The organism is Acinetobacter sp. BHS4 (assembly GCF_018454425.1).
Lineage (GTDB): Bacteria > Pseudomonadota > Gammaproteobacteria > Pseudomonadales > Moraxellaceae > Acinetobacter > Acinetobacter pittii.
Genome location: NZ_CP075323.1, coordinates 85597 through 109344 on the forward strand (window position 1 = coordinate 85597; position 23748 = coordinate 109344).

The 23748-nt window shown below is 39.2% G+C and carries 22 protein-coding genes and 1 pseudogene; 11 read left to right on the forward strand and 12 right to left on the reverse strand.

Annotation, left to right across the window (positions count from 1 at the left end; all coding sequences use genetic code 11):
- Positions 1-52: 52 nt before the first annotated feature.
- The 6 genes from KIP84_RS00395 (at position 53) to murI (ending at position 7295) form a co-directional block, all read left to right on the forward strand.
- Positions 53-1465, forward strand: coding sequence for an amino acid permease (locus KIP84_RS00395; RefSeq protein WP_213689114.1), 1413 nt, complete (start codon positions 53-55; stop codon positions 1463-1465).
- A gap of 51 nt (positions 1466-1516) precedes the next feature.
- Positions 1517-2722, forward strand: a complete 1206-nt coding sequence (hutI, locus tag KIP84_RS00400; RefSeq protein ID WP_213689115.1) for an imidazolonepropionase — start codon at positions 1517-1519, stop codon at positions 2720-2722.
- A gap of 10 nt (positions 2723-2732) precedes the next feature.
- On the forward strand, positions 2733-3653 hold the full coding sequence (gene hutG, locus KIP84_RS00405) for a formimidoylglutamase (protein WP_151767031.1): 921 nt from the start codon (positions 2733-2735) through the stop codon (positions 3651-3653).
- Positions 3654-3907: 254 nt separating this feature from the next.
- A complete protein-coding gene (locus KIP84_RS00410; RefSeq protein ID WP_213689116.1) occupies positions 3908-5734 on the forward strand; it encodes a DUF885 domain-containing protein in 1827 nt (608 codons plus the stop codon).
- A gap of 104 nt (positions 5735-5838) precedes the next feature.
- A complete protein-coding gene (locus tag KIP84_RS00415) occupies positions 5839-6477 on the forward strand; it encodes an HAD family hydrolase (RefSeq protein ID WP_213689117.1) in 639 nt (212 codons plus the stop codon).
- A gap of 23 nt (positions 6478-6500) precedes the next feature.
- Positions 6501-7295 carry a glutamate racemase gene (murI, locus tag KIP84_RS00420; protein WP_213689118.1) on the forward strand — a complete coding sequence of 265 codons (795 nt, stop codon included), beginning with the start codon at positions 6501-6503 and terminating at the stop codon, positions 7293-7295.
- On the opposite strand, the gene KIP84_RS00425 is transcribed toward murI, so the two are convergent.
- The gene (locus KIP84_RS00425) at positions 7282-7905 is read right to left on the reverse strand and encodes a LysE family translocator (protein WP_130119609.1); all 624 of its coding nucleotides are present in this window, start codon (positions 7903-7905) and stop codon (positions 7282-7284) included. The two genes, murI and KIP84_RS00425, sit on opposite strands and share 14 nt — an antisense overlap.
- Positions 7906-8091: 186 nt before the next feature.
- The gene (locus KIP84_RS00430) at positions 8092-9309 is read right to left on the reverse strand and encodes a hypothetical protein (RefSeq protein ID WP_063097652.1); all 1218 of its coding nucleotides are present in this window, start codon (positions 9307-9309) and stop codon (positions 8092-8094) included.
- A gap of 1037 nt (positions 9310-10346) precedes the next feature.
- Between KIP84_RS00430 and KIP84_RS00435 the strand changes: the two are divergent.
- Positions 10347-10577: pseudogene (locus KIP84_RS00435) on the forward strand (hypothetical protein).
- Positions 10578-10818: 241 nt separating this feature from the next.
- On the opposite strand, the gene glmS reads toward KIP84_RS00435, so the two are convergent.
- The 8 genes from glmS to KIP84_RS00475 form a co-directional block, all read right to left on the reverse strand.
- Positions 10819-12657, reverse strand: a complete 1839-nt coding sequence (gene glmS, locus KIP84_RS00440) for a glutamine--fructose-6-phosphate transaminase (isomerizing) (protein WP_032023095.1) — start codon at positions 12655-12657, stop codon at positions 10819-10821.
- Between the two features lie 12 nt (positions 12658-12669).
- On the reverse strand, positions 12670-14034 hold the full coding sequence (gene glmU / locus KIP84_RS00445) for a bifunctional UDP-N-acetylglucosamine diphosphorylase/glucosamine-1-phosphate N-acetyltransferase GlmU (RefSeq protein WP_068564620.1): 1365 nt from the start codon (positions 14032-14034) through the stop codon (positions 12670-12672).
- A 15-nt stretch (positions 14035-14049) separates the two neighbouring features.
- The gene (locus KIP84_RS00450) at positions 14050-14565 is read right to left on the reverse strand and encodes a phosphatidylglycerophosphatase A (protein WP_213689119.1); all 516 of its coding nucleotides are present in this window, start codon (positions 14563-14565) and stop codon (positions 14050-14052) included.
- Positions 14543-15460: a thiamine-phosphate kinase gene (gene thiL, locus KIP84_RS00455; protein WP_213689120.1), complete on the reverse strand. Its 918-nt coding sequence runs from the start codon at positions 15458-15460 to the stop codon at positions 14543-14545. Before thiL ends, KIP84_RS00450 begins: the two co-directional genes overlap by 23 nt.
- 16 nt (positions 15461-15476) lie before the next feature.
- Positions 15477-15926: a transcription antitermination factor NusB gene (gene nusB / locus KIP84_RS00460; protein ID WP_002119137.1), complete on the reverse strand. Its 450-nt coding sequence runs from the start codon at positions 15924-15926 to the stop codon at positions 15477-15479.
- A gap of 3 nt (positions 15927-15929) precedes the next feature.
- Positions 15930-16400 carry a 6,7-dimethyl-8-ribityllumazine synthase gene (ribE, locus tag KIP84_RS00465; RefSeq protein WP_002119264.1) on the reverse strand — a complete coding sequence of 157 codons (471 nt, stop codon included), beginning with the start codon at positions 16398-16400 and terminating at the stop codon, positions 15930-15932.
- An 11-nt stretch (positions 16401-16411) separates the two neighbouring features.
- Entirely contained in the window at positions 16412-17533 is a 1122-nt protein-coding gene (ribBA, locus tag KIP84_RS00470) for a bifunctional 3,4-dihydroxy-2-butanone-4-phosphate synthase/GTP cyclohydrolase II (RefSeq protein ID WP_002119278.1), read from the reverse strand.
- Positions 17534-17773: 240 nt separating this feature from the next.
- Complete coding sequence (locus tag KIP84_RS00475) at positions 17774-19081, reverse strand: hypothetical protein (RefSeq protein ID WP_014207968.1); 1308 nt, start codon at positions 19079-19081, stop codon at positions 17774-17776.
- Positions 19082-19140: 59 nt separating this feature from the next.
- On the opposite strand from KIP84_RS00475, the gene serB reads away from it, so the two are divergent.
- Positions 19141-20364 carry a phosphoserine phosphatase SerB gene (gene serB, locus KIP84_RS00480; protein WP_213689121.1) on the forward strand — a complete coding sequence of 408 codons (1224 nt, stop codon included), beginning with the start codon at positions 19141-19143 and terminating at the stop codon, positions 20362-20364.
- A 23-nt stretch (positions 20365-20387) separates the two neighbouring features.
- On the opposite strand, the gene KIP84_RS18955 is transcribed toward serB, so the two are convergent.
- Positions 20388-20660 (reverse strand): hypothetical protein, encoded by a 273-nt coding sequence (locus KIP84_RS18955; RefSeq protein WP_081403691.1) that lies wholly within the window; start codon positions 20658-20660, stop codon positions 20388-20390.
- 113 nt (positions 20661-20773) lie between these two features.
- Here KIP84_RS18955 and aciT point away from each other — a divergent pair, with 113 nt between their 5' ends.
- Positions 20774-21109 (forward strand): ciprofloxacin tolerance protein AciT, encoded by a 336-nt coding sequence (aciT, locus tag KIP84_RS00485; protein ID WP_002119105.1) that lies wholly within the window; start codon positions 20774-20776, stop codon positions 21107-21109.
- Between the two features lie 251 nt (positions 21110-21360).
- Positions 21361-21840, forward strand: coding sequence for a hypothetical protein (locus KIP84_RS00490; protein ID WP_002119134.1), 480 nt, complete (start codon positions 21361-21363; stop codon positions 21838-21840).
- A gap of 44 nt (positions 21841-21884) precedes the next feature.
- On the opposite strand, the gene dtd is transcribed toward KIP84_RS00490, so the two are convergent.
- Entirely contained in the window at positions 21885-22328 is a 444-nt protein-coding gene (gene dtd, locus KIP84_RS00495; protein WP_002119296.1) for a D-aminoacyl-tRNA deacylase, read from the reverse strand.
- Between the two features lie 168 nt (positions 22329-22496).
- Here dtd and pncB point away from each other — a divergent pair, with 168 nt between their 5' ends.
- The gene (gene pncB, locus KIP84_RS00500) at positions 22497-23711 is read left to right on the forward strand and encodes a nicotinate phosphoribosyltransferase (protein WP_017398994.1); all 1215 of its coding nucleotides are present in this window, start codon (positions 22497-22499) and stop codon (positions 23709-23711) included.
- Positions 23712-23748 lie beyond the last annotated feature (37 nt).

A 23748-nucleotide genomic window follows, 5' to 3' on the forward strand; every position in this document is an offset into this window, starting at 1 on the left:
TCACATGGAGTGGCCGAATCTAACTAAATATCCTCAAGGATTGGAGATTATAATGTCACAAAACTCCACACTACAGCGGGGTTTAAACACCCGCCATATTCGTTTCTTGGCATTGGGCTCAGCAATTGGAACTGGGCTTTTCTATGGTTCGGCAACTGCGATTAAAATGGCAGGGCCTTCAGTATTACTTGCGTATATCGTTGCAGGGATTGCAATTTATATCGTTATGCGCGCTTTAGGTGAAATGGCTGTCCATAATCCCGTCTCTGGCTCATTCAGCCACTATGCATCACAGTACATTGGTCCATTGGCTGGTTTTACGACAGGCTGGACGTATGTCTTTGAAATGGTGATTGTTGCAATTGCCGATGTGACTGCTTTTGGTATTTATATGGGGTTCTGGTATCCCGATGTACCACGGTGGATCTGGATTTTATCCCTGATTATGTTCTTAGGTGCAATTAACCTTATTCACGTTAAAGTCTTTGGTGAGCTCGAGTTTTGGCTGTCTATTGTCAAGGTGAGCGCCATTGTTGCCATGATTTTAGGTGGAATAGGCTTAATGTTCTACGGCTTCCATGCTGAACATAGCAGTGTAGTTCCAGGTATTCAAAACTTATGGATTTATGATGGCTTTATGCCACATGGGATTGCCGGCTTAGTTGCATGTTTATCTGTGGTTGTATTTGCTTTCGGTGGTATCGAAATTATTGGTATTACAGCAGGTGAATCACAAGATCCGAAAACCACTTTACCAAAAGCAATTAATGCTGTTCCAGTACGTATTTTACTTTTCTATGTACTGACCATTTTTGTACTTATGTCGATTTTCCCATGGAATCAAATTGGTAGCCAAGGTAGTCCATTCGTTCAAATTTTTGAAAATCTAGGAATTCCATCTGCTGCGCATATTTTAAATATGGTGGTGGTGACCGCTGCAATCTCGGCAATTAATAGTGATGTGTTTGGTGCTGGCCGTATGCTTTATGGCATGGCAAATCGTGGTCAAGCACCTCGAGTTTTTCAGAAATTATCACGTAATGGCGTGCCATGGATGACCGTAGTGGTTATGGCAGGTGTGCTATTAATTGGTGTGGTGCTGAACTACCTGATTCCTGAAAATGTATTCATGATCATTGCATCAATTGCAACTTTTGCAACTGTTTGGGTGTGGCTCATGATTTTACTTTCGCAAGTCGCAATGCGCCGTAAGTTATCTACTGCTGAGATTAAAGCACTTGATTTCCCTATCTGGGGTTGGCCATATGCACCTGCGTTTGCGATTGGTTTTATGGCGTTCATCTTAGTCATGATGGGGTATTTCCCAGATTCACGTCCTGCAATTTATGTAGGAATCACTTGGCTTGCTCTCTTAACGATTGCTTATCGCATTTGGGTAAAGCCAGAGCAAAGCTTGGGAAAGGAAAGTAATCCTATCCAGCAAAATGTTGAGATAGAAAGCTAACAAATGAACTGCCCAATGGTTGAACTATTGGGCAGTTTTGAGGAAGGGCTAATGAAAAAACTTTGGCAAAATTGCCACATTGCGACCATGCAAAATGGGCAATATTCCTATATTGAAGATGCAGCAATAGTCACAGAAGGGCATCTGATTCACTGGATTGGAAAACAACAACAACTTCCTGCCGACACTTATTCCGAAACAGTTAACTTAAATGGCGCTTGGGTAACCCCGGGGTTGATCGACTGTCATACGCATAGTGTTTTTGGTGGCAACCGTAGTGTTGAGTTTGAAAAACGCTTGCAAGGTGTGAGCTATGCTGAAATTGCAGCAAGCGGTGGTGGCATTGCCAGTACAGTACGTGCAACATGTGAAGCAAACGAAGAACAATTACTAAGCTCAGCACTTAAACGTATTCGCTGTATGCAAAAAGACGGCGTTACAACTATCGAGATTAAGTCTGGTTACGGACTCAATTATGAAAATGAACGCAAGATGCTGCGTGTGATTCGTCAAATTGGTGAAGCTTTACCGATGACGGTCAAAAGTACCTGTTTAGCTGCGCATGCGTTGCCGCCAGAGTACAAAGACCAAAGCGATGTTTATATCGAGCATATCTGTACAGAAATGCTGCCTAAACTGCATGCTGAAGGTTTAGTCGATGCAGTTGATGCATTCTGTGAGCATTTGGCATTTTCACCTGCTCAGGTCGAACGTGTTTTTAAAACGGCACAATCATTAGGTCTACCCGTTAAGCTTCATGCTGAGCAGCTCTCATCGCTAGGTGGCTCAAGTTTGGCAGCACGTTATCATGCGTTGTCGGCTGACCATTTAGAGTACATGACTGAAGATGATGTTAAAGCCATGGCAGAGTCGGGTACGGTTGCGGTGTTACTACCGGGCGCTTTTTATCTATTGCGTGAAACACAATACCCACCAATTGAAAGTCTTATTAAACATGGCGTGCGTATTGCGCTTTCGAGTGATTTAAATCCGGGCACATCTCCAGCACTTTCTGTACGTTTAATGCTGAACATGGGCAGTACGCTCTTCCGTTTAACGCCAGAGCAAGCATTAGCGGGTGTCACCATTCATGCTGCACAAGCGCTCGGTTTAGAGCAAACACACGGCAGTTTAGAGCAGGGTAAAGTCGCTGACTTTGTGGCTTGGGATATTGAGCATCCATCTGAAATTGTTTACTGGCTTGGCGGAGATTTGCCTAAGCGAGTCGTTCAGCATGGACAAGAAGTTATTTTTTAAACGGTGTCACATGAATCACACATTTAAATGGCAAGGCCGCCATGATGGCGAAGGTGAAGCACACCAACGTATTCATCATATTATGAATAAAACCCAACATGCTGAATTTGCGCTGATTGGTTTTAGCTCTGATGAAGGCGTGAAACGTAACAAAGGTCGAGTCGGTGCTGCCGATGCGCCAGACGCAATCCGTAATCAGCTTGCCAATTTACCTATTCATCGTCCAGTCAGTATTGTCGATTTGGGTACAGTGACCTGCGAATATGACAATTTAGAGCAAGCCCAAACAGAGTTGGCTGAGCAAGTCGCAACTAGCCTACAAAATGGTTTAAAACCGATTGTACTGGGTGGTGGACATGAAGTTGCATTTGGCAGCTTTAGCGGTCTGTTCCAATATGTACAAGCCCACGCGCCAGATAAAAAAATAGGCATTATTAACTTCGATGCCCATTTTGATTTGCGTGAAGCTGAACATGCCACCTCTGGAACACCATTTTTACAGGCAGCTCGACTTTCAGAACAGCATCAAAAACAATTTAATTATTTATGTATTGGGGTCGCCAACCATGCCAATACTAAAGTTTTGTTTGATACAGCCGATGCTCTAAATTGTTCATATTTACGTGACCATGAGGTTAATATTTTTAACCTAAACAACGTGCTCGCAGCGGTTGATGCTTTTATTGAAAAAGTAGACTGTTTGTACGTTACGATTGATTTAGATGTCTTCGCGGCTGCGGTTGCACCGGGGGTCAGTGCACCAGCTGTTAAAGGAATTGATTTAGCGACTTTTGAAGCGATTTTTAAGCATATTCAAGAGACTGGCAAAATTAAACTTTTAGATATTGCTGAATGCAATCCAAAATTTGATTTAGACAATAGAACTGCAAAGTTGGCTGCCTATATTGTTTATCAATATTTGTTTTCTTGAGAAACAATTTTTAATGTAGAAATAAAAAAGTGCACTGAGATCGTTCATGTGCACTTTTTTTTAAGTTCTTGGTCTATTAAAGTCAGATGTGGAATATAGATAGCAACTATAAATAATATAATTAAAAAGAAAATTAATTTATAAAATCATTTAGTTAAAAAAATACTCGATTTTTACACCATTTTATATGCTGCTTGGCACGTAATTTGTTTTGTCTTTATTTTAACCTTCGTTAAATATTTCTGGATAATTAAATGAAAAACAGAACCTTACAATTGGCTTGTATCAGTGTTTTATTTTGGATGTCTCATTCTTCTAATGCTGCACCCCCCGAAACAAATACAAATACCATCGAAAAATCACAATCTAAACCAAATAGTCATGTCTCTGTTCGGGTGAAAGTTTTAAACCAGCTTTTACAAGAACAGTGGGAATATACTTTGAAAAATAGTCCTGAAACTGCAACCGTTTTAGGAGATTTACGCTATAACAATCGATGGACTGAGCTTTCAAAAAATCAGATCGAGAAAGATAAAAAAAGTACGCAAAATTTTTTAAAACGTTTTGAAGCAATTGATAGCACTGGGTTTTCAGCAACTGATCAATTAAATAAAGATTTAATGATTTATCAGTTGAAAGAAACACTTAAAAATTATGATTTGAAATTGTATGAGATGCCTTTTAATCAAATGTGGGGGCTACATTTACAATTTCCGGGATTTATTAGTTCGATTCCATTTGATAATACTAAGCAATATCAAGACTATATTTCTCGTTTAAAACAAATTCCTCTTATTCTTGATCAAGGTATTCAGTTAGCGAAACAAGGCCAAAAAGATGGTTTGATGCCACCCAAATATTTAATTGAAAAGGTGGCAAAGCAGATTAATAGTATTGCAGTTCCCGCAGGGGCAGACAGTGTTTTTGCCTCTCCATTAAAGCAATTTCCAAAAAATATTTCGAAAGCAGAACAAGAGCGTTTAAGCCGTGAAGTGCTACAAGCCATAGACCAGAATGTTCGGCCTGCCTATCAAAAACTCGGGACGTTTATTCAGAAAGATTACTTACCCTATGGACGACAACACGAGGGTATATGGAGCTTGCCAAACGGTGACGAGCTCTATCGCTTTTATGTAGAAAACAATACGACAACCTCTGAAAGCCCTGAAAATATTCATCAGCTTGGGTTAAAAGAAGTTGCTCGTATAGAAGCGGAAATGCTGAAAATTGCCAAAGCACAAGGTTTTAACGATTTAAAAAGTTTCCAACAATCCTTAAAAACAAATCCCGCTGTTTTCCCAAAATCCCGTGAAGAAATTTTAGAGATTTATCGAGGATATATTGCCCAAATGCAGCCAGAGTTGCCGAAGCTCTTTGGTTTATTACCAAAAAATAAAGTCGAAGTTTTACCTGTAGAGCAATATCGAGAAAAAGAAGCGGCAGGTGCGGAGTATCACCAAGGCACACCTGATGGTTCACGCCCCGGACAGGTATATGTAAATACTGGCGACTTCTCTGAACGTTCCAAAATATCAATGGAAGCGACCGCTTATCATGAGGCGATTCCTGGGCACCATATGCAGATTGATATTGCCCAAAACTTGCCAAATTTACCGATGTTCCGAAAGCAACCCAACCACACCGCCTACATTGAAGGATGGGCACTTTACGCAGAGCAACTGGGTAAAGATGTTGGTTTCTATAAAGACCCGCTTTCAGACTATGGAAGACTATCGAGTGAGTTGTTCCGTGCTTGTCGCTTAGTGGTGGACACGGGTGTACATTATAAAAAGTGGACCCGTCAGCAAATGATTGATTTTATGCGTGAACACTCAGCTTTAGATGAACCTGATATTCAGGCAGAGGCAGACCGCTATATTGCTATTCCTGCCCAAGCATTGGCATACAAAATGGGCCAACTCAAAATTTTAGAGCTACGGGAGCTTGCGAAACATGAGCTTGGAGATCGTTTTGATATCAAAGCGTTCCATGACATGATCTTAAATGCAGGAACACTGCCTTTAAATATACTCGATGCCCGTATTAAAAATTGGATAAAAGAACAAAAAGCGGCAGCTTAAAATAAAATCCGAAATTTAGGTCAGGTCCTCGTTGGGCCTGATTTAAAAACCAATAAAAAAAAGAATATAATTATAAAAAATATATTTTATTTCAGAACTTTAAAATGGAAAAATCTTTAAAAGAATACCAAGCTATTATTTTTGATATGGACGGTACTTTAGTCGACTCCTTTAGCTTCTTTTTAGGTGCTTTAAATCAGCTTGCCAAGAAATATAAATTTAAATCTGTAGAGCTACATGAAGTAGAGCAGTACAAACATCTTTCACCAAAAGAAATTATGAAAGAGATGAAGGTTTCTAGGTGGAAACTGCCTTGGATTGCCAAAGATTTCATTCGTTTAATGAAAGAAAGAGACCAAGAAGTTTACATGTTTGAAGGTATGCGGGACCACTTAATTGAACTCCACAATCGAGGATATACGCTCGCAATTATTACTTCAAACTCTAAAGAAAACTGTCAAAGTATTCTTGGTAAAGAACTATGTGAACTTTTTAGCCATATTGATGGTGGCTCGTCTATATTTGGCAAAGCTAAACGAATTAAGCGTGTTCTCAATATTTTGAATTTAAATAAAGAGCAGGCTATTTATGTCGGAGACCAAACGACTGATGGCGAAGCTGCAGATAAAGCAGGCATTGATTTTGCTGCGGTAGGTTGGGGTTATACATCGGCTGAAAAATTAAAAACCATTCAACCCAAAGTCGTGCTCAATGACTTGGCAACCATGAAAGAATTTTTCTAAATATATGAAATACAGGATAAACCATGAATAACAACCCGATTGGAATGATTGACTCTGGTTTAGGCGGGTTGTCTCTCTTTAAGCACATTCGGCAGGCGCTTCCGAATGAAGATATTATTTACTTTGCAGACTCAAAATATGTCCCTTATGGAGATAAGGATAGCGACTGGATTGTTTCACGAACCACGCATTTAATTTCAAATCTTATAAATGACGGGAAGTGCAAAGCGATTGTGGTTGCTTGTAACACCATGACGGCAGTAGCGATTGAAACGATTAGAGCGCAAATTAATGTGCCACTTATTGCCATAGAACCAGCGGTAAAACCAGCTGTAGCAATCACACAAAGTAAGCATATTGCTGTCTTGGCAACCGCAACTACGGTGAAGGGCAAAAACTTAAAAAGTTTAATTGAAACGTATGCGCAACATATTAAAGTGTCTTTAGTGCCGTGTATTGGCTTAGCTGAAAAAATTGAAACGGGCAAAGCACATACCGCGGAAGTTAAAGATTATTTAGAAAATATTTTGGCGCCGTTGGTCGAGCAAAAAGTCGATACGATTATTTTAGGATGCACCCACTATCCCTTTGTCTCGGATACGATTCAGGAAATTGTAGGCCGTGATATTCAAATCATTGAGCCTTCGGAAGCTGTAACAGCGCAATTAATTCGGCAGCTCAATCAATATAAGTTAAGTTCTGAAAGTCCAAATGAGGGAAATCATATTATTTGGACCAGTTCAGACCCGTTGGAAGTTGCGGATGTTAGTTTTTCTTTGTTAGGTACGCATTTACCCGTAGAAACTACTGATTTTTAAATCCAAGAAAAAAGCCTAGCCCCATAAAAATGAGACCACCCATCACTGACATAGATTTTTGGGGCTTCTTTGATTTAGTTAATTTTTGGCTAATGTAATTAGCTAAAAACACACAAACCACATCAGCAGAAACAAAGATCAGATTCACAATCAGTCCTAAAATAATGAACTGAGACCAAACTGGAAAATCTAATGATGTATTAATAAATTGAGGTAAAAAGGCAATATAAAAAATAGCGGTTTTAGGGTTTAAAACTTCAACCAGAATGCTCTGCTTCAAAGATAACTGACCATTTTCAAGATTTTGTTGAAGAGTCGGGGACGAGGTAGATCTAATTAATTTAATGCCTAACCAAATTAAATACAAAGCACCTAAAATTTTAATAATATCATAGAGTTTTGGAATAATTTGAAAGATGGTCGTTAAGCCTAAAGAGGCTGCAATGATATGAAAACAGCCTCCTAAGAAAATTCCAAATGCAGCCATCAAACCAGATTTTCTACCACGAGAAAGTGTCTGCGCAGCGGTATACAGCATTGCCGGACCCGGAATATAAGCAAAAATAATCGTAGTAATTAAAAATGTAATGAAAAGCTCTAAAGAAATCATGTTTTACCTATCTTATTGTTGCTATTTTTGAATGAATTTTAAACAATTTAAAGTATAAGAAATTGATAAGTACTTCAATTTTATAATCAGATTTATGGCTATAAAAACTAAAAATCATCCAAAGAATGATTTAAATTCTTTGGATGATTGAAAATAAGCTTATTTAGCTTTTAGAGTCACTGTCTATTAAGCACTTTTAAGTTCCCAACGTTGGTTTGGGTCATCAGATCGTTGACTAATACCTACAGATGAACCCCAGATATGTGTCAGTACAGCATCTGGTTGGCCTTCTACAAAGATATAACCATCTTCAAATGCCCAATTAGTTTGGTACTGACGACCCGCGCCTTGTAAGAAAACATCGCCACTATGCCAATTCACTGGTTTTATTTCTTTACCATTGGTACTGTTCAATGCTGTTTGCAGTTGTTCAAAAGATTCATTTGATTTTAAGCTGACTTTTAAAATCTTTTTGACCGTATCCATATTTTTTTCATTCGTATGTAAATTTAGAGTTTTTCTAAGCTCTAAAAGGACTTTTACGGCTTCTTTTTTGAGGTCTTGAGTATTTTCATATTCTTTATATGCTTTTACATGAAGCTCCGCCATGCTCTCTTTCTTCATATTTTTTAGTAGAGCATCGATATTGTCATGGCGTAAATGCAATCGGAACTCTGACCTTGTAGTCCAATCTTTTTGATCCAAGACATCTAATTGCACAGAGGCAAGAATAATCTTATAGAGTTGTTCGTTATGCTGAGTGAAAGGGCTATTAGGTAAATCTTTAAGTTCAGGAATATCTAAAAATAGCAACGGAGAGGAAGCATATTCATGGAACTTTTGTTCGATGTGACGAATTGACTCATGAGCGAGTACTGCATCTAAAAAGTCATTCAGCTTAGTCTCATCAAGTTTACCAACAAGCTCCGATTTAATCGTTTCTTCGCCGTTACTATCAATAAAGGTATCTAATAGACTAACGATATCAAGACAATCACTGGTTTTTAAGTGGGCGAGTGTTTCTTCATCTTGCTGTGGTAAAAGACTGAGGAAATGCTCTAAGTCCTTGTCTAATAATTTATATGCAATCGCATCTGTCTTAACATAAGCACCCAGCACCCAACTAGAACGAATATCTTTAACTTTGTTGTATAGCTTATTCTCTCGCCCACTGCGATAGTCGCGGCTGTCAAAATACCAAAGTTCTTCTTCTATGTTTTTAACCTTGTCATGTACTGTAAATAGTCGATCATTCGTATGCGAGTAAGCTATCTTACCCGTTTCTCCAAGTGAACTTACAGCATCTTGTAAGCCATGGGTTTGTCCACCGTATGCGCTTGCGATACACGCACCTGTTTCTTTGTTAACGATTCTAAAGTTTCCACCTGGAAATCCATTAGCCATGATGAGTTGCTCCTTATAATTAGAAAGTTTTTGTAATTGTCGAAATTAATAATTATCAAGTAAACTTCGAAGCGTGATTTATACCATAATTTTTCACATATAAATCCAAGAATTTTTGTTGGTTTTTGTATATAACATATTGATTTAGTTGTATTTATTAGAATATCTTAAGAAGAAGATACTACTATTTTCTAAAGTTTCATGAACGTAATAAAAAAGTCCAGTAGGTATTTCAAAGACATATTAGGCTTTTTAATAGATGAATTATCAGAACAAAGGTGACTTTCATAACACGATATTTTTAAATTATTCTACAGTTACTGACTTAGCCAAGTTACATGATCGGGCAATATCTCTCTATATATTTATATAAACTGTTAAATTAAAATTAACGATTAATCTATTTTGTTAGCTAAATATATATAACTCAATTTTACATTTTAAATTTAATTAAAAGCCATAAATGTAATAAAGAGAATAATATTATTTAAATATAAATAAAATTATTATATTTAAACTTTTTCATTAAAATAAATTGACGTTCTTTATTATACCGATTAATATTTCGTTGCTGGCCTACATTGCCAGACGGTTTTGACAGACCGTACTTAGCAAATGGGTTATACTTCCTTAGTATTTCCCATGTGGAACCTTTGTGCCCCCTTTTTCTCTATGGTAGGGCGGAAGGGGGACGCGTTCGCGCGTGCTGGTCGCTAAGTCTAGTCTGTCAACCCTCTTTCGTTCTACCACCATAAATTAATTCGCGGTGATCTGGTGGTAGGACTCCATTTTTAAGGAGTTGGCCATGCCATTATTCAAACTCATTTTCTCTCTCATTTAACTATTTTATTTATTTAAAATTTAGGTTTTTTGCGACCTGATTTTTTAAATTTATAAATTATTTTTATTTTAAAATTTCAATTATTATATTTTCCTATATTTATGGGAGGATTAACTGTTATTTAAAAAATTATTTTAATATTTGAATTAATCATATTTTTATTTTATCTAAAGATATAAATAATCATGAGAATAATATGAAACTTCATAAATTTATATTAGTTTTAAACCTTGTGGTCGGTGCTTGCAGTATTACAAATGATGATGCCAATGGTCAGCAGGAATTTAAAAGGTTTGTTCACCTCAACCCGTACAACGTTTAAAACATACCAGTTTGCAAAGTCCTGTTCTCCCACAGGACTTTGCCCCTAACTTATTCAGCAGCATTCAACGCTGCGACAAAAATGAAATGGGCTAAGTTCGCTTAGCTCCTTTATCTCTGTGTCGCAATGATCTCTCAAACTTTAAATCAGCGCAAAAGTAAAAGTCCGTTGTGACACAGGGTCCTAGGGGAGTTTTCTACTATCAAACTAGATTTTTTACACGTAAAAGCGTCTGTGTAGTCGTATGAACGCAATAAAAAAGCCCGATAGGAATTAATGCATATCGGGCTTTCTAATCAACAGAAGCGATCTACACCATTTATGGCATAGATAGCATGTCTGATTATTATTCTACAGTTACTGATTTCGCCAAGTTACGTGGCTGGTCAACGTCTGTACCACGTAATACAGCAACGTGATAAGACAACAACTGAACTGGTACGCTATAAACGATTGGAGCTAACCATTCGTTTACTGCTGGAATATGTACAACGTGTTGACGGTCTTTTTCACTGATTCCGCTATTTTCATCCGCGAAAACAAATAATTCACCACCACGTGCCTGAACTTCTTCCATATTTGATTTTAGCTTATCAAGCATTTCATCATTTGGAGCAAGAATCACGATCGGCATTTCATTATCAACAAGTGCTAATGGGCCGTGTTTTAACTCACCAGCTGCATAGCCTTCTGCGTGAATATATGAAATTTCTTTTAGCTTTAATGCACCTTCTAATGCGATTGGATAATTCGTACCACGGCCTAAGAATAAGCAGTGATTTTTTTCAACGAATAATTCTGACAAACGCAAAATTTCTGGATCATGTTTAAGCGTATCAAGAATAACTTTCGGGCTGTGCCATAGCTCACGTGTAATTTCTTCAAGAAGAGCAGGGCTAATACGTTGTTTCACTTGACCAATTTTCAAGATTAACAACATAAGCGCAGCGAGCTGAGTCGTGAACGCTTTAGTTGAAGCAACACCAATCTCAGGACCAGCAAGAGTCAATAAGTGATGATCAGTTTCACGAACCATTGAAGACGTAGCAACGTTACAGATAGTCAAAGTCTGAATATCGATATTGTTTGCTTTCGCACGCTTTTGAGTTTCACGTAGTGCAGCTAAAGTATCGGCAGTTTCACCTGACTGTGAAATACAAATATAAAGTGTATTTTCAACAATTACAGGGGTGCGATAGCGGAATTCACTCGCGATTTCAACTTGGCAAGGCACGCCAATCAGTTGTTCAAACCAATATTTTGCAATCATTCCTGAGTGGTAACTTGTACCACAAGCAATGATTTGTACGCTTTGAATTTTGTTGAAATCTGCATCAGCATTTTTCAAGAAATCATCACGTAAGCTATTGCCATCAAGTGCTTGAGAAATCGTTTGCTTGATTGCTTCTGGTTGCTCATAAATTTCTTTGAGCATGTAGTGCTTGTATTCACCTTTTGATGCACTGCTTACGGTTGCATCAAGCTCTCGTACTGGACGCTCAACGCGCTCGCCATTTGCGAATACTTCAATTGAAGTGCGAGTAAGACGTGCAATATCGCCTTCTTCTAGGTACATAAAGCGGTTAGTCACTGGTAGAAGTGCAAGTTGGTCTGAACTAATAAAGTTTTCACCAATACCTACGCCAATGACTAAAGGTGAACCTTCACGTACAGTAATGAGTTCATCTGGATAATCGCTGTGGATAATACCGAGTGCGTAAGCACCTTTAAGCTGAGGTACAACAGTTTCAACAGCATCTAAAAGGCTATCTGTGCTTTTTAGAGCTTCAGCAACTAAGTGTGCAACAACTTCAGTATCTGTTTGAGAAGTAAAAACATAACCTAAAGCTTGAAGGTCGTCTTTTAATTCTTGGTAGTTTTCAATGATACCGTTATGTACAACAGCAACCTTACCCGACATATGTGGGTGAGCATTATTTTCAGTTGGTTTACCATGTGTTGCCCAACGGGTATGCGCAATCCCGATAGCCCCTGTAAGCTGGTGTTCAGCAACTGCATCGGCAAGATTAATAACTTTACCTACACGACGCTCACGTAAAATTTGTTGGTTATTCAGTAAAGCAACACCCGCAGAATCATAACCGCGGTATTCAAGACGTTTTAAACCTTCAATTAAAATCTCGGTTACACAACGCTCTGCAACGCCTCCGACGATACCACACATACTTCAATCCTCTTATTTTTTAACCTTTTGGGGACGTTGATAATTTGCTTTTGAAATTTGTTGCGCACGTTCAAAGGAGAGACTTTGTTCGGCTACATCTTTCGTAATCACAGAACCCGCACCAACTGTTGCGCCATTCCCAATGGTCACCGGAGCAACCAGCGAGCTATTAGAACCGATAAAAACGGCATCGCCAATAGTGGTTTTGTGTTTATTTGCACCGTCGTAATTACAAGTAATAGTACCTGCCCCAATATTTGATTCAGCACCGATTTCCGCATCACCTAAGTATGTGAAATGGTTGGCTTTACTACCTAGTCCAATCGATGTGTTTTTAACTTCAACAAAGTTGCCAATATGTACTTCATTTGCCAATTTAGCCCCTGGGCGTAAGCGTGCAAATGGTCCAATCTGAGCATTTTCACCTACAACTGCGCCATCAAAAACGCTATAGGCCTGAACTTTAGTGCCTGCTGCAATTTTGGTGTTCTTTAAAATACAGCCAGCGCCGATTTCTACAAAATCACCAAGCTCACATTCACCTTCAATAATAACATTGATGTCAATACGAACGTCTTGTCCAACTTTTACAGAACCACGTAAATCAAAGCGTGCAGGGTCAAAGAACATTACACCTTGCTGCATGAGCTTTTTGACTTGCTCTTGCTGGAACTGGCGTTCTAAAGCTGCAAGTTGTAAGCGGTCATTAACCCCTTCAACTTCAAAAGCAAGCTCTGGTTCAACAGAGGCAACTTCTAAGCCATCTGCAATTGCCATTGCAACGATGTCAGTTAAGTAATATTCACCCTGTGCATTTTCATTTGAAAGTTTAGGCAACCACTCATGAAGTTTTGCGTTGCTAACACAGTAAATGCCCGTATTGAATTCTTTAATTTGGCGTTGTGCTTCGTTTGCATCTTTATGTTCAACAATGGCTTGAATTTTGCCATCTTGACGCACAATACGACCATAGCCTGTAGCATCATCTACAGTGAGGGTAACTAAGCCAATTCCTGTTTGGGTCGATGCGTCTAATAATTTTTGTAGCGTATTTGCATTAATACATGGCACATCGCCTGATAAAATCAGTGAAACACCCTCTTTAGGAAGTACAGGTAAGGTCATTTGTACTGCATGACCTGTACCAAGTTGTTCAGCTTGCTCAACCCATTGAACATTTTCTTGAGCAAATGTTTGTTGTACGCGGTCACCACCATGACCATAAATCGTAATAATATTTTTAGCTTGTAATTGTTTTGCTGTTTCAATGACATGCCCTAATAGTGGGCGACCCGCTAAAGGTTGTAATACTTTAGGAAGCTGAGAACGCATACGCGTTCCTTTACCAGCAGCAAGAATAATGACGGTAGTTGACATGAATAACTCTAATGATTAAGTCAAATGGATAATAATTAGTGTACAAAGAGCAGCCCATACACCGGCAATAATATCGTCAAGCATAATACCAAAACCACCATGCACTTGACGATCAATAACACGGATAGGCCAAGGTTTCCAAACATCGAAAATTCGAAATAATATGAAGCCGACGATCACCCACATCCAGTTCATTTGTTGTAAGTAAATGAGAGGAAGAAAGGTAATAGATTGCCCTGCAAATTCATCCCACACAATTCGACCATCATCGTGTACATTTATGACTTTCGCAGTTTGACCACAAATATAAATCCCGACCAAGGACATGATAAGGATAGCGATCAAGCTTAAGTTAAAGCCAAGCGATAACCAGATTGGAACGAAAAGTAGGGCAAAGGCAGAGCCAAAAGTACCGGGAGCTTTAGGTGCGAGACCAGATCCGAAACCAACTCCACAGAAAACGATGCAGCGGTTGAACCAAGACATGTCCTTAAAATGAATCGGTGGCTTATGCAAAGTGTTGGTATCCATGAATTTGCAATGGGTAATCTGAACCCAAATGCTCAAAAGTTAGTTGTGTTTGCTCAACGATCTCTCCGATCATTGTAATCTTAATGTCTAGTTGTTTTTGCAAAAGTTTTTCATAATTTTGCGGTGTTATTGTAAAACATAATTCGTAGTCATCGCCACCAGCAAGCGCATATTGCCAGCGCTGCTGTTCCGGTAGTGCTTGTAGTGTTGAATCAATCGGTAACTTTTCTAAAAGTAATCGGGCACCGACGTTTGAAGCTTTTAAAATATGACCTAAATCTTGGGCTAATCCATCAGAAATATCAATCATACTAGAGGCTAATCCCTTCAATTGTTGTCCAAGCTGACAACGTGGTGTCGGGTAGTCTAGTCTTTCTTGTAATGGATGACCTAGGTGCTGTAAACCATACGCGGCATCACCAACTTGACCGCTCACACAAACATAGTCACCGACTTTGGCACCTGAACGTAACACGGCTTGTCCGGTTTCAATCCAGCCCATGGCCGTAACAGTAATAGTGAGATGAGGGCCTTGAGTCGTATCTCCGCCAATAAGAGCAACGCCAAATTGATTACAGCAGTCATAAATTCCCTGGCTGAATCCTTCAAGCCATTCATGATCAATTGTAGGTAGGCTGAGCGCCAGTAAAATACTATGCGGTTTTGCCCCCATTGCTGCAATATCTGAAAGATTAACAGCTACGCTTTTCCAGCCAATTGCATGGGCAGAAGTATCAAGAGGAAAATGACGTCCAGCAACCAGTGTATCTGCACAGATCACCAATTGTTGGTTTGCGGGAGGGGTAATTAAGGCTGAGTCATCTCCAATACCCAAGGTGACATCTGTGTAAGATTGTCTGTTAAAGTATTGGTCAATAATAGAAAACTCAGCCATATCAACTTCAAACCTATTAGTTTGCTTGTTGTTTTTCAGCACTACGTAGTGTTGAACTTAAACGATCTAGAACGCCATTAATGTATTTATGGCTATCTGCTCCACCAAAGTGTTTAGCGAGTTCAATAGCTTCATCTAGAACGACACGATAAGGTACTTCTAAATGATCACGTAACTCGTAAGCACCCAAGCGTAATGTTGCTAGCTCTACACCATCAAGTGCACTAAGTTCACGGTCAAGAACCGGAATAAGTAATGCATCAAGATCTTCGTGCTGTGCAATCACTTGTGTTAACAGTTCGTGATAGTAGTTTAAGTCTACCTTGTGCATTGCATTTTCCGCACGGGTACGTGCTTCGATTTCATGTACAGGGTTGTGACTCATTTGCCACTCATAAATACCTTGTACAGCAAAACGACGTGCTTTACGTTTTGCTGCATAAGCGGCTTGCAGTGTTTGAGACATGCTTTAAATTGCCTTTAATAAATTAACCATTTCAATAGCAGTCAATGCAGCTTCGCTACCTTTGTTTCCTGCTTTTGTACCTGAACGTTCGATGGCTTGCTCGATGCTATCAGTAGTTAAGACACCATTGATGACAGGCAAGCTGCTTTCTAACGCGACTACACCTAAACCTTTTGCACATTCACCGGCAACGAAGTCAAAGTGTGGTGTGCTACCACGAATCACTGCGCCAAGTGCGATAATGGCATCAAACTGGTTTGATGTAGCTAATTTTTTAGCAACAATCGGGAGTTCCCATGCGCCAGGAGCGTGAATAACAGTAATGTTATCTTCATTTACACCATGGCGTTTTAATGTGTCGATTGCACCATCCAATAAGTGTTCAACAACAAAGCTGTTGAAACGACCCACTAAAATCGCATAACGACCTTCGCTTGCGAGATGTAATAAACCTTCAATACGGCGAATTGCCATAGCAACCTCGATTATTTCGTTGTGATTTGATCAGCAGTGACATATTCCACTACTTCTAAATTAAAGCCAGATAAGGCATTGAAACGTAATGGTGAGCTGAGAAGCTTCATTTTTTCAACACCTAAGTCACGCAAAATTTGAGCACCGACACCAATGGTTTGATATTGATGTGAAAGTGCTGCATTGGATTTCACCGGTTTTGGCTTATTTAAATCATCCAACGCTGGTCCCAAGTCTTGCAAATGATCTTGTCCGATCCAGACTAAAACACCGCGATCACTCGCTGCAATCGTCTGTAGGGCACGGTCTAAATTCCACGCAGGTTCACCATCAGCTTTATTCAGCTTAAGCAAATCGCGAATTGGACTAAAACCATGCACACGTACTGTTGTAACACCTTCTTTTGGCTCGCCTTTAACTAAAGCCAAATGAATGTCAGGGTTACCAATCTCACGATAACGATAGAGTTCAAATGAACCATATTCTGTTTGAATGGTTTTTTGATCCAGACGTTCAACCGTTTGCTCATTGGTCATGCGGTAGTGAATCAAGTCCGCAATTGTACCAATTTTTAAGCCATGCTTCTCAGCAAAAATTTCTAAATCTGCACGGCGTGCCATTGTGCCATCTTCATTAATGATTTCACAAATGACAGAAGCCGGTTCAAGGCCTGCTAAACGAGCTAAATCACAACCTGCTTCGGTATGGCCTGCACGGTGTAAAACACCGCCTGGTTGTGCCATTAACGGGAAAATATGACCCGGCTGTACGATATCAGTTGGTTTTGCATGCGCTGCGACAGCAGCTTGAATTGTATGTGCACGCTCTGCTGCTGAAATACCCGTGGTAATACCTTCAGCGGCTTCAATTGATAAGGTAAAGTTTGTACTGTGCTGAGCACCGTTTTGGTCAACCATCAACGGAAGGTTTAACTGTTTACAGCGCTCACGGCTTAGCGTTAGGCAAACTAGACCACGTGCATGGGTAATCATGAAGTTAATATCTTCAGGACGAACATGCGTTGCTGCAATGACAAGATCACCTTCATTTTCGCGATCTTCGTCATCCATCAAGATAACCATTTTGCCTGCACGAATATCGGCGACAAGATCTTCAACACGACTCAGCGGCATTCGCTTTCACCTTTTTTTGTCGTAAGACAATTTCTATTTAATAAATTTTGCATAGTTTACGCTGTTTAGAGAATTTTGCCTATGATTCTGATTTATCCAAATTTGTGACATCTAAGAATAGATCGAGATTTATTTATACAAATAAATCATAAGAAAATGGAGTGGTTTTAAATAAAAGCCATGAATTTAAATAAAAAAAACCTAGCCAAAAGGCTAGGTTCTGATGCGCGTAGTTACTTTTTATGAAGCTGCACTACTTGGACTATCATTTTGTGGGATTGATTTTTTCCCCATTAAAATTTCAGTCCGGATATTTTGAGCAAGTTCAGCACATTCTGCATTCATACCATTGATCATAAATGCATGACGTGTCATCACATTGCTTGGGTTTGGCATTGCAACAAGTTGGTAGCTGTCTTGAATTGCTTTAAGCTGTTCATTTTCGAGATATAAAGCTGACTCTTTAGCGTGAAGATGCTGTGCTAAACGTTGAGCAGCTTCTTTTGCATCGATTTGCATAGCTTCCACAGCATTACACGTTGCACTACGAGTTTGCAGCGCAAAACGTTTATCTTCACGGTAACGTTTATATAAAACATCTGAAAGTAATTGGAATACGGTTCCAATCATAAGCAGACATTCTACGGCATGCGTATGAGAGGTTGAAATCGCAAGTGTCGCGCCTTCGGCATTAAACTCATCTACTACTTCAATATCTGTGAGCTTCAATTGATAATGCTTAACGCATAACTCAATACTCTTGTTTAAAAAGAGCTGGCAGAGTTTGAAATAAGGAACAGATACCGATTGGTTAACACTGCTTAATAACTGTTTAGGATCATAAAACTGAATATTGAGTGCCAACGTATGTTGGTCAGCTGAATCTGAAGTTTTCTCGGCTTGTTGGCGAGCTGCTGGTTTCGCTTTCGCTTGTTGCTGCGCTTGTGCAACCAAAGTTACCGTATTTTGTTTTTCTAGAGCCAATGCTTGAGTTAACTGCTGAATTTCATGCTTCAAGCGGTTTTCTTCATTAATGCGTGCCAAATATTCGCTTCGTGTTGGACGAGCAATCGCGCGATAGGCAAGCCATAATAAAACATGCAAAAACAGAGAAGCTAAAATGGCAAGCCATTGAGTACGAAGAATTTCTCCAATACTTGGCTGAATCAACGTAACTTCGATAGATCCGACTTTCTTTTCATTTTGAAGGGCATCACGAGCAAAAATTTCGCCTTGGCGGGTTTTTGAAATTCCGCTCGTTGCTAGAACCTGTTTGTTCGCATCAAGAATGCGAATAGACGCAACACTTGGATTGGTCGCATAGCGATTGGCAATCAGAGCTAAAGACACCGTATTAGCAGGTTCAAGCTCAGATAAGCTGTCTGCAACGAGCTGACTGGTCATGAGCTGACCTTGACTCGCACGGTTTTCATTAAGCTGGTGTGTCGTTGCAATGACCAATAAAAAGGTATGCAATGCAAAACTAACGATCAGTAGGCTAGCAAATAGCCCTTGTCTAGGCGCAATCAAGTTAAACTTCCAAGGCAATTATATTGAAATTCGATTATGATTCTTACAATAGTTGTCACTCAGACTAGAGTCAATTCATGCGAGAAATCATTCTTATATCCTTTTTAGGACCGGACCAACCAAACCAGTTTACCCGATTAATGCAAGTACTATCCGTACATTCATTGCAAATACTGGATGTAGGTCAGGCTGTTATTCATAATCAACTTACATTAGGCATTGTGGTCGCTTCTGATAATGAAACTGCGACCGCATTGGCAATGAAAGAGATTCTGATTTTAGCACATGATATTGGCTTAACAGTGCGCTTTAAACCAATCACGGGCGCAGAATACGATCAATGGGTAAGTGAAGGTGGTCGGACTCGTTATATCGTCACGGCTTTAGCCCCAGAACTCACTGCGGCACACTTACAAGCAGTTACAAAAATTGTGTCTAGCCAAGGCTTTAACATCGAAACAGTAACGCGTTTATCAGGTCGTGTAGACTTCGAAAGAGATAGCGCATTCCCACGTCGTGCCTGTGTACAGTTTGGTTTAAGCAGCGGCCCAACTTTAGATGCACAAGCCATGCGTGCTGCTTGTTTACTTCTTTCAAGCGAATTAAATATTGATGTTGCTGTTCAAGAAGACAACGCTTATCGCCGTAACCGTCGTTTGGTGTGTTTCGATATGGACTCAACGTTAATTGAACAAGAAGTGATTGATGAGTTGGCGATTGAAGCAGGGGTAGGCGCACAAGTTGCTGAAATTACTGAAAGAGCAATGCAAGGTGAGCTTGATTTCCAGCAAAGCTTCCGTGCACGTGTTGCATTATTGAAAGGACTTGATGCTGCTGTTTTACCTAAAATTGCAGAGCGTTTAACCATTACCGAAGGTGCAGAACGTCTTATCTCGACTTTAAAAGCACTTGGCTATAAAACGGCAATTTTATCTGGTGGATTCCAGTATTTTGCTGAATATTTACAAGGCAAACTCGGTATTGATGAAGTTCACGCTAATATTTTAGATGTCCAAGACGGTTTCGTAACAGGCGAAGTGAAAGGTGCGATTGTAGATGGTGCCCTTAAAGCTGAGTTATTACGCGAGCTTGCAAATAAGATGGGGATTTCTCTAGAGCAAGCGATAGCAGTAGGCGATGGTGCAAACGATTTACCGATGCTTGCGATTGCAGGTTTAGGTGTTGCCTATCGTGCAAAACCATTAGTACGCCAAAACGCAAATCAAGCGATTTCAAGTGTTGGTTTAGATGGTGTGCTTTATTTACTCGGTATGCATGATAAAGATTTAAATCGTGCTTAACCTATATGGATAAGCTTTAAGCGCTACTTCAGAGTAGCGCTTTTTTTATGCAGAATAGTCATAAAAACAAGCAAGTTATGACAAAATTTTGCACAGAAAAAAGGCAATAAAAAAATCTGAAAAAAACTTATTTTGGTCCTTAAAAACGGCATATTTTTTTGTAATGACACGCCAGAATTGATGCCATATAGGGAATCGAACTTTTTGAATTTTACAAAAATGTAATGACAAAAGAATGTTGCGACAAAGTATGTCGCATTAAGAAAAAACGGGTCTTTTTTTCTAAAAAAAAACATCCATAATGCATCGTAAGCTTCAACACAAATCATGAATTAAAGTTGTTTTTGGAATGAGGTCGGGTATTAAAGACCGAATGTTTTTAGACGTTTTCATTAAGACGGAGGTTTCTATGGTAACAGCGAATTTTGCCGCTATCGCCGGATTCAGCTTAATTGCTGTCGCGCTTGTTGCTGTTTTCTTTTCTCCTTACCGTCGTTGGCTTGGTTTTATGCTTGCAGGGATGTTCTTTTGGGGGCTATTGGAAGTGGTCCGTTTTGGAGTTCAAGTCACTTTTGAAATGCCAGTCACATATAGTTATTTAACTGCATTAAGTCTAGCGATGGTAATGGTTACATTTATTTTGTTACGTGAGGATAAACAAGCACAAAAGGCATTGGCAAATCGCCAATATATAGAACACACGCCAGTATATGAAGATGATCAGCAGCAATGTTCTAGCCGATAATTAAATTGTTATCTAACGGTAAAAAGGTATGCACAGCATGCCTTTTTCATTTACGAAACGTGATTTTTATTATACAAAGCATTTATTAAAAAATAGCCAGTTATGCTACGATAGATGGGTCTGTTGACGTTTCATCTAGATTGCGTTGCCAGCTAAAAAATATCAATTGATGCATAAAACACAGGCAATGGTATTTCCTTGCTAAGTTTTGCTCTAAAGTTTTCATAAAAATACAATAGGCGTGAATGTTCATGAAACTTTCTTCCATACCTGTAGTCAAGTTACCTCTTGTTGATGTCAGTACAGACCCATTAGATTTGTTGGTAGCAGGTTTAGTGCTGCGTATGAAGCAGTTGGCGCGTACTAGCCCTAAGTTTATTGAACTGATTCATGACCGCGCATTCCGTATTCAGATCGGTACAGATTTAGGTGTTGCACGTCAGATCATTATTAATAATGGTCAGATTGATACTGTTGCAGGCGCACCTGAAAAAGCTGATTTTATTTTGCAATTTGCAGACAGTGAGCAAGGTGTAAAAACTTTGATCAAAGGTGACCCAACAGCATTTATGACGGGTATGCAAGATGGCAGCATTAAAATGGAAGGTGACTTCAGCCTATTGGTGTGGTTCAACCAAGTTGCTAAGCTCATTCCGCCTAAGTTACCAAAACCAGTAAAAGATAAAGTACGTCAGGCACGTGCTTTTATTAAAGAGAAAACTGGACGTTAATATCCAGATATAAAAAAACTCCCATTTTGGGAGTTTTTTTATATTTATGCTTCGACTTCTAGATTGAATGTCACCGGACCATCATTAATCAAATGAACTTTCATATCCGCAGCAAAAATTCCGGTTTGAACGTTTTCAAATTGAGAATGTGCATATTCAACCAATTGTTCGTATAACGCTTTTGCGTCGCTAGGTGGCATTGCTGGGCCAAAGTCTGGACGCAGACCTTTTTGTGTTTGTGCCATCAAGGTAAATTGTGACACAAGCAAGATTCCACCATTTGCTTGAGACACGTTCCAGCCCATTTTGCCTTGTTCATCATCAAAAATTCGATATTTCAAAATCTTATCAATAAGCTTTTGGCCAATAGCCAAAGTATCATCTCGGCCAATGCCTAAAAACACCAGTAGGCCGTGTTGGATTTCGCCTGTAGTTTCACCGTCTACAACCACTTTGGCTTCAAGAACTCGTTGTATTAAAGCGCGCATAGTTAAAGCAAATTTCTATAATTAATTGAATTAACATAGTTTAGCAGAATTTAAATTAAGTGATTTTTAGAAGGAAATTTCATGGAACTGCAACAATGGTATAAAACCTCGCAATTCATCCATAAAAATATGCTTTAATGCTAAGAAGCAAGCGAATAATCATTGACTATGTCTCCAATTATCCATTCTTTACTAGATACAGACTTGTACAAATTTACGATGCTACAAGTGGTTCTGCATAAATTCCCGCAAACACATAGTGTCTATCATTTTCGTTGCAGAAACTTAGAAGATACAGTCTATCCATTAGTGGATATTTTGGATGACTTAAACGAGCAACTCGACCATTTATGTAATCTCAAATATAAAGAAGACGAGCTACAATATTTAAGAAAATTACGCTTTATTAAAAGCGACTTTGTCGATTACTTAGAATTATTCCAACTCAAACGTCGTTTTATTCAGGCTAGTATTGATGCAGAAGGCCGTTTAGATATTCATATTGAAGGACCGATGGTTCAGGCGATGATGTTCGAGATTTTTGTCCTAGCCATTGTAAACGAGTTGTATTTTAGCCGTATCAAAACAGATCAAGTTTGGGCCGAAGGCGAACGCCGTTTACAAGCCAAACTCGATTTGATTCAGCAATATGAAAAATCTCAACAACCAAATGATCCACCGTTTTTAGTTTCTGATTTTGGTACACGTCGTCGTTATAGTTTTGCTTGGCAAAAACATGTCGTAGCGGCATTTCATAAAACTGTGCCAAATGTGTTCCGTGGTACAAGTAATGTGTTGCTGGCTAAAGAGCTTAACATTACTCCAATCGGGACCATGGCACATGAATTCCTACAAGCTTTTCAGGCACTTGATGTACGTTTGCGTGATTTCCAAAAAGCTGCTTTAGAAACGTGGGTACAAGAGTATCGTGGAGATTTAGGAATTGCCCTAACTGATGTGGTAGGGATGGATGCTTTCTTACGTGATTTTGACCTGTATTTTGCCAAACTATTTGATGGTTTACGTCATGACAGTGGCGACCCGTATGAATGGGGTGATAAGGCTTATGCGCACTATCGTAAATTAAAAATTGATACCAAAACTAAAATGTTGACATTTAGTGATGGTCTTAATTTGCCAAAGGCATGGGAGTTGCATCAATACTTTAAAGATCGTTTTCAGGTGAGTTTCGGTATTGGAACTAATTTGACTAACGATATGGGGCAAAAGCCACTGAATATTGTGTTGAAACTGGTTGAATGTAATGGTCAGTCAGTTGCGAAGATCTCTGATAGTCCGGGTAAAACCATGACCGACAACGATACTTTCTTGGCCTATTTACGTCAGGTTTTTGAAATCGAAGAACTTGAAGAAGCGGTTTAAGTAAAAAGTAGTCTCGCTATTTTTTATTTTTAAAAGT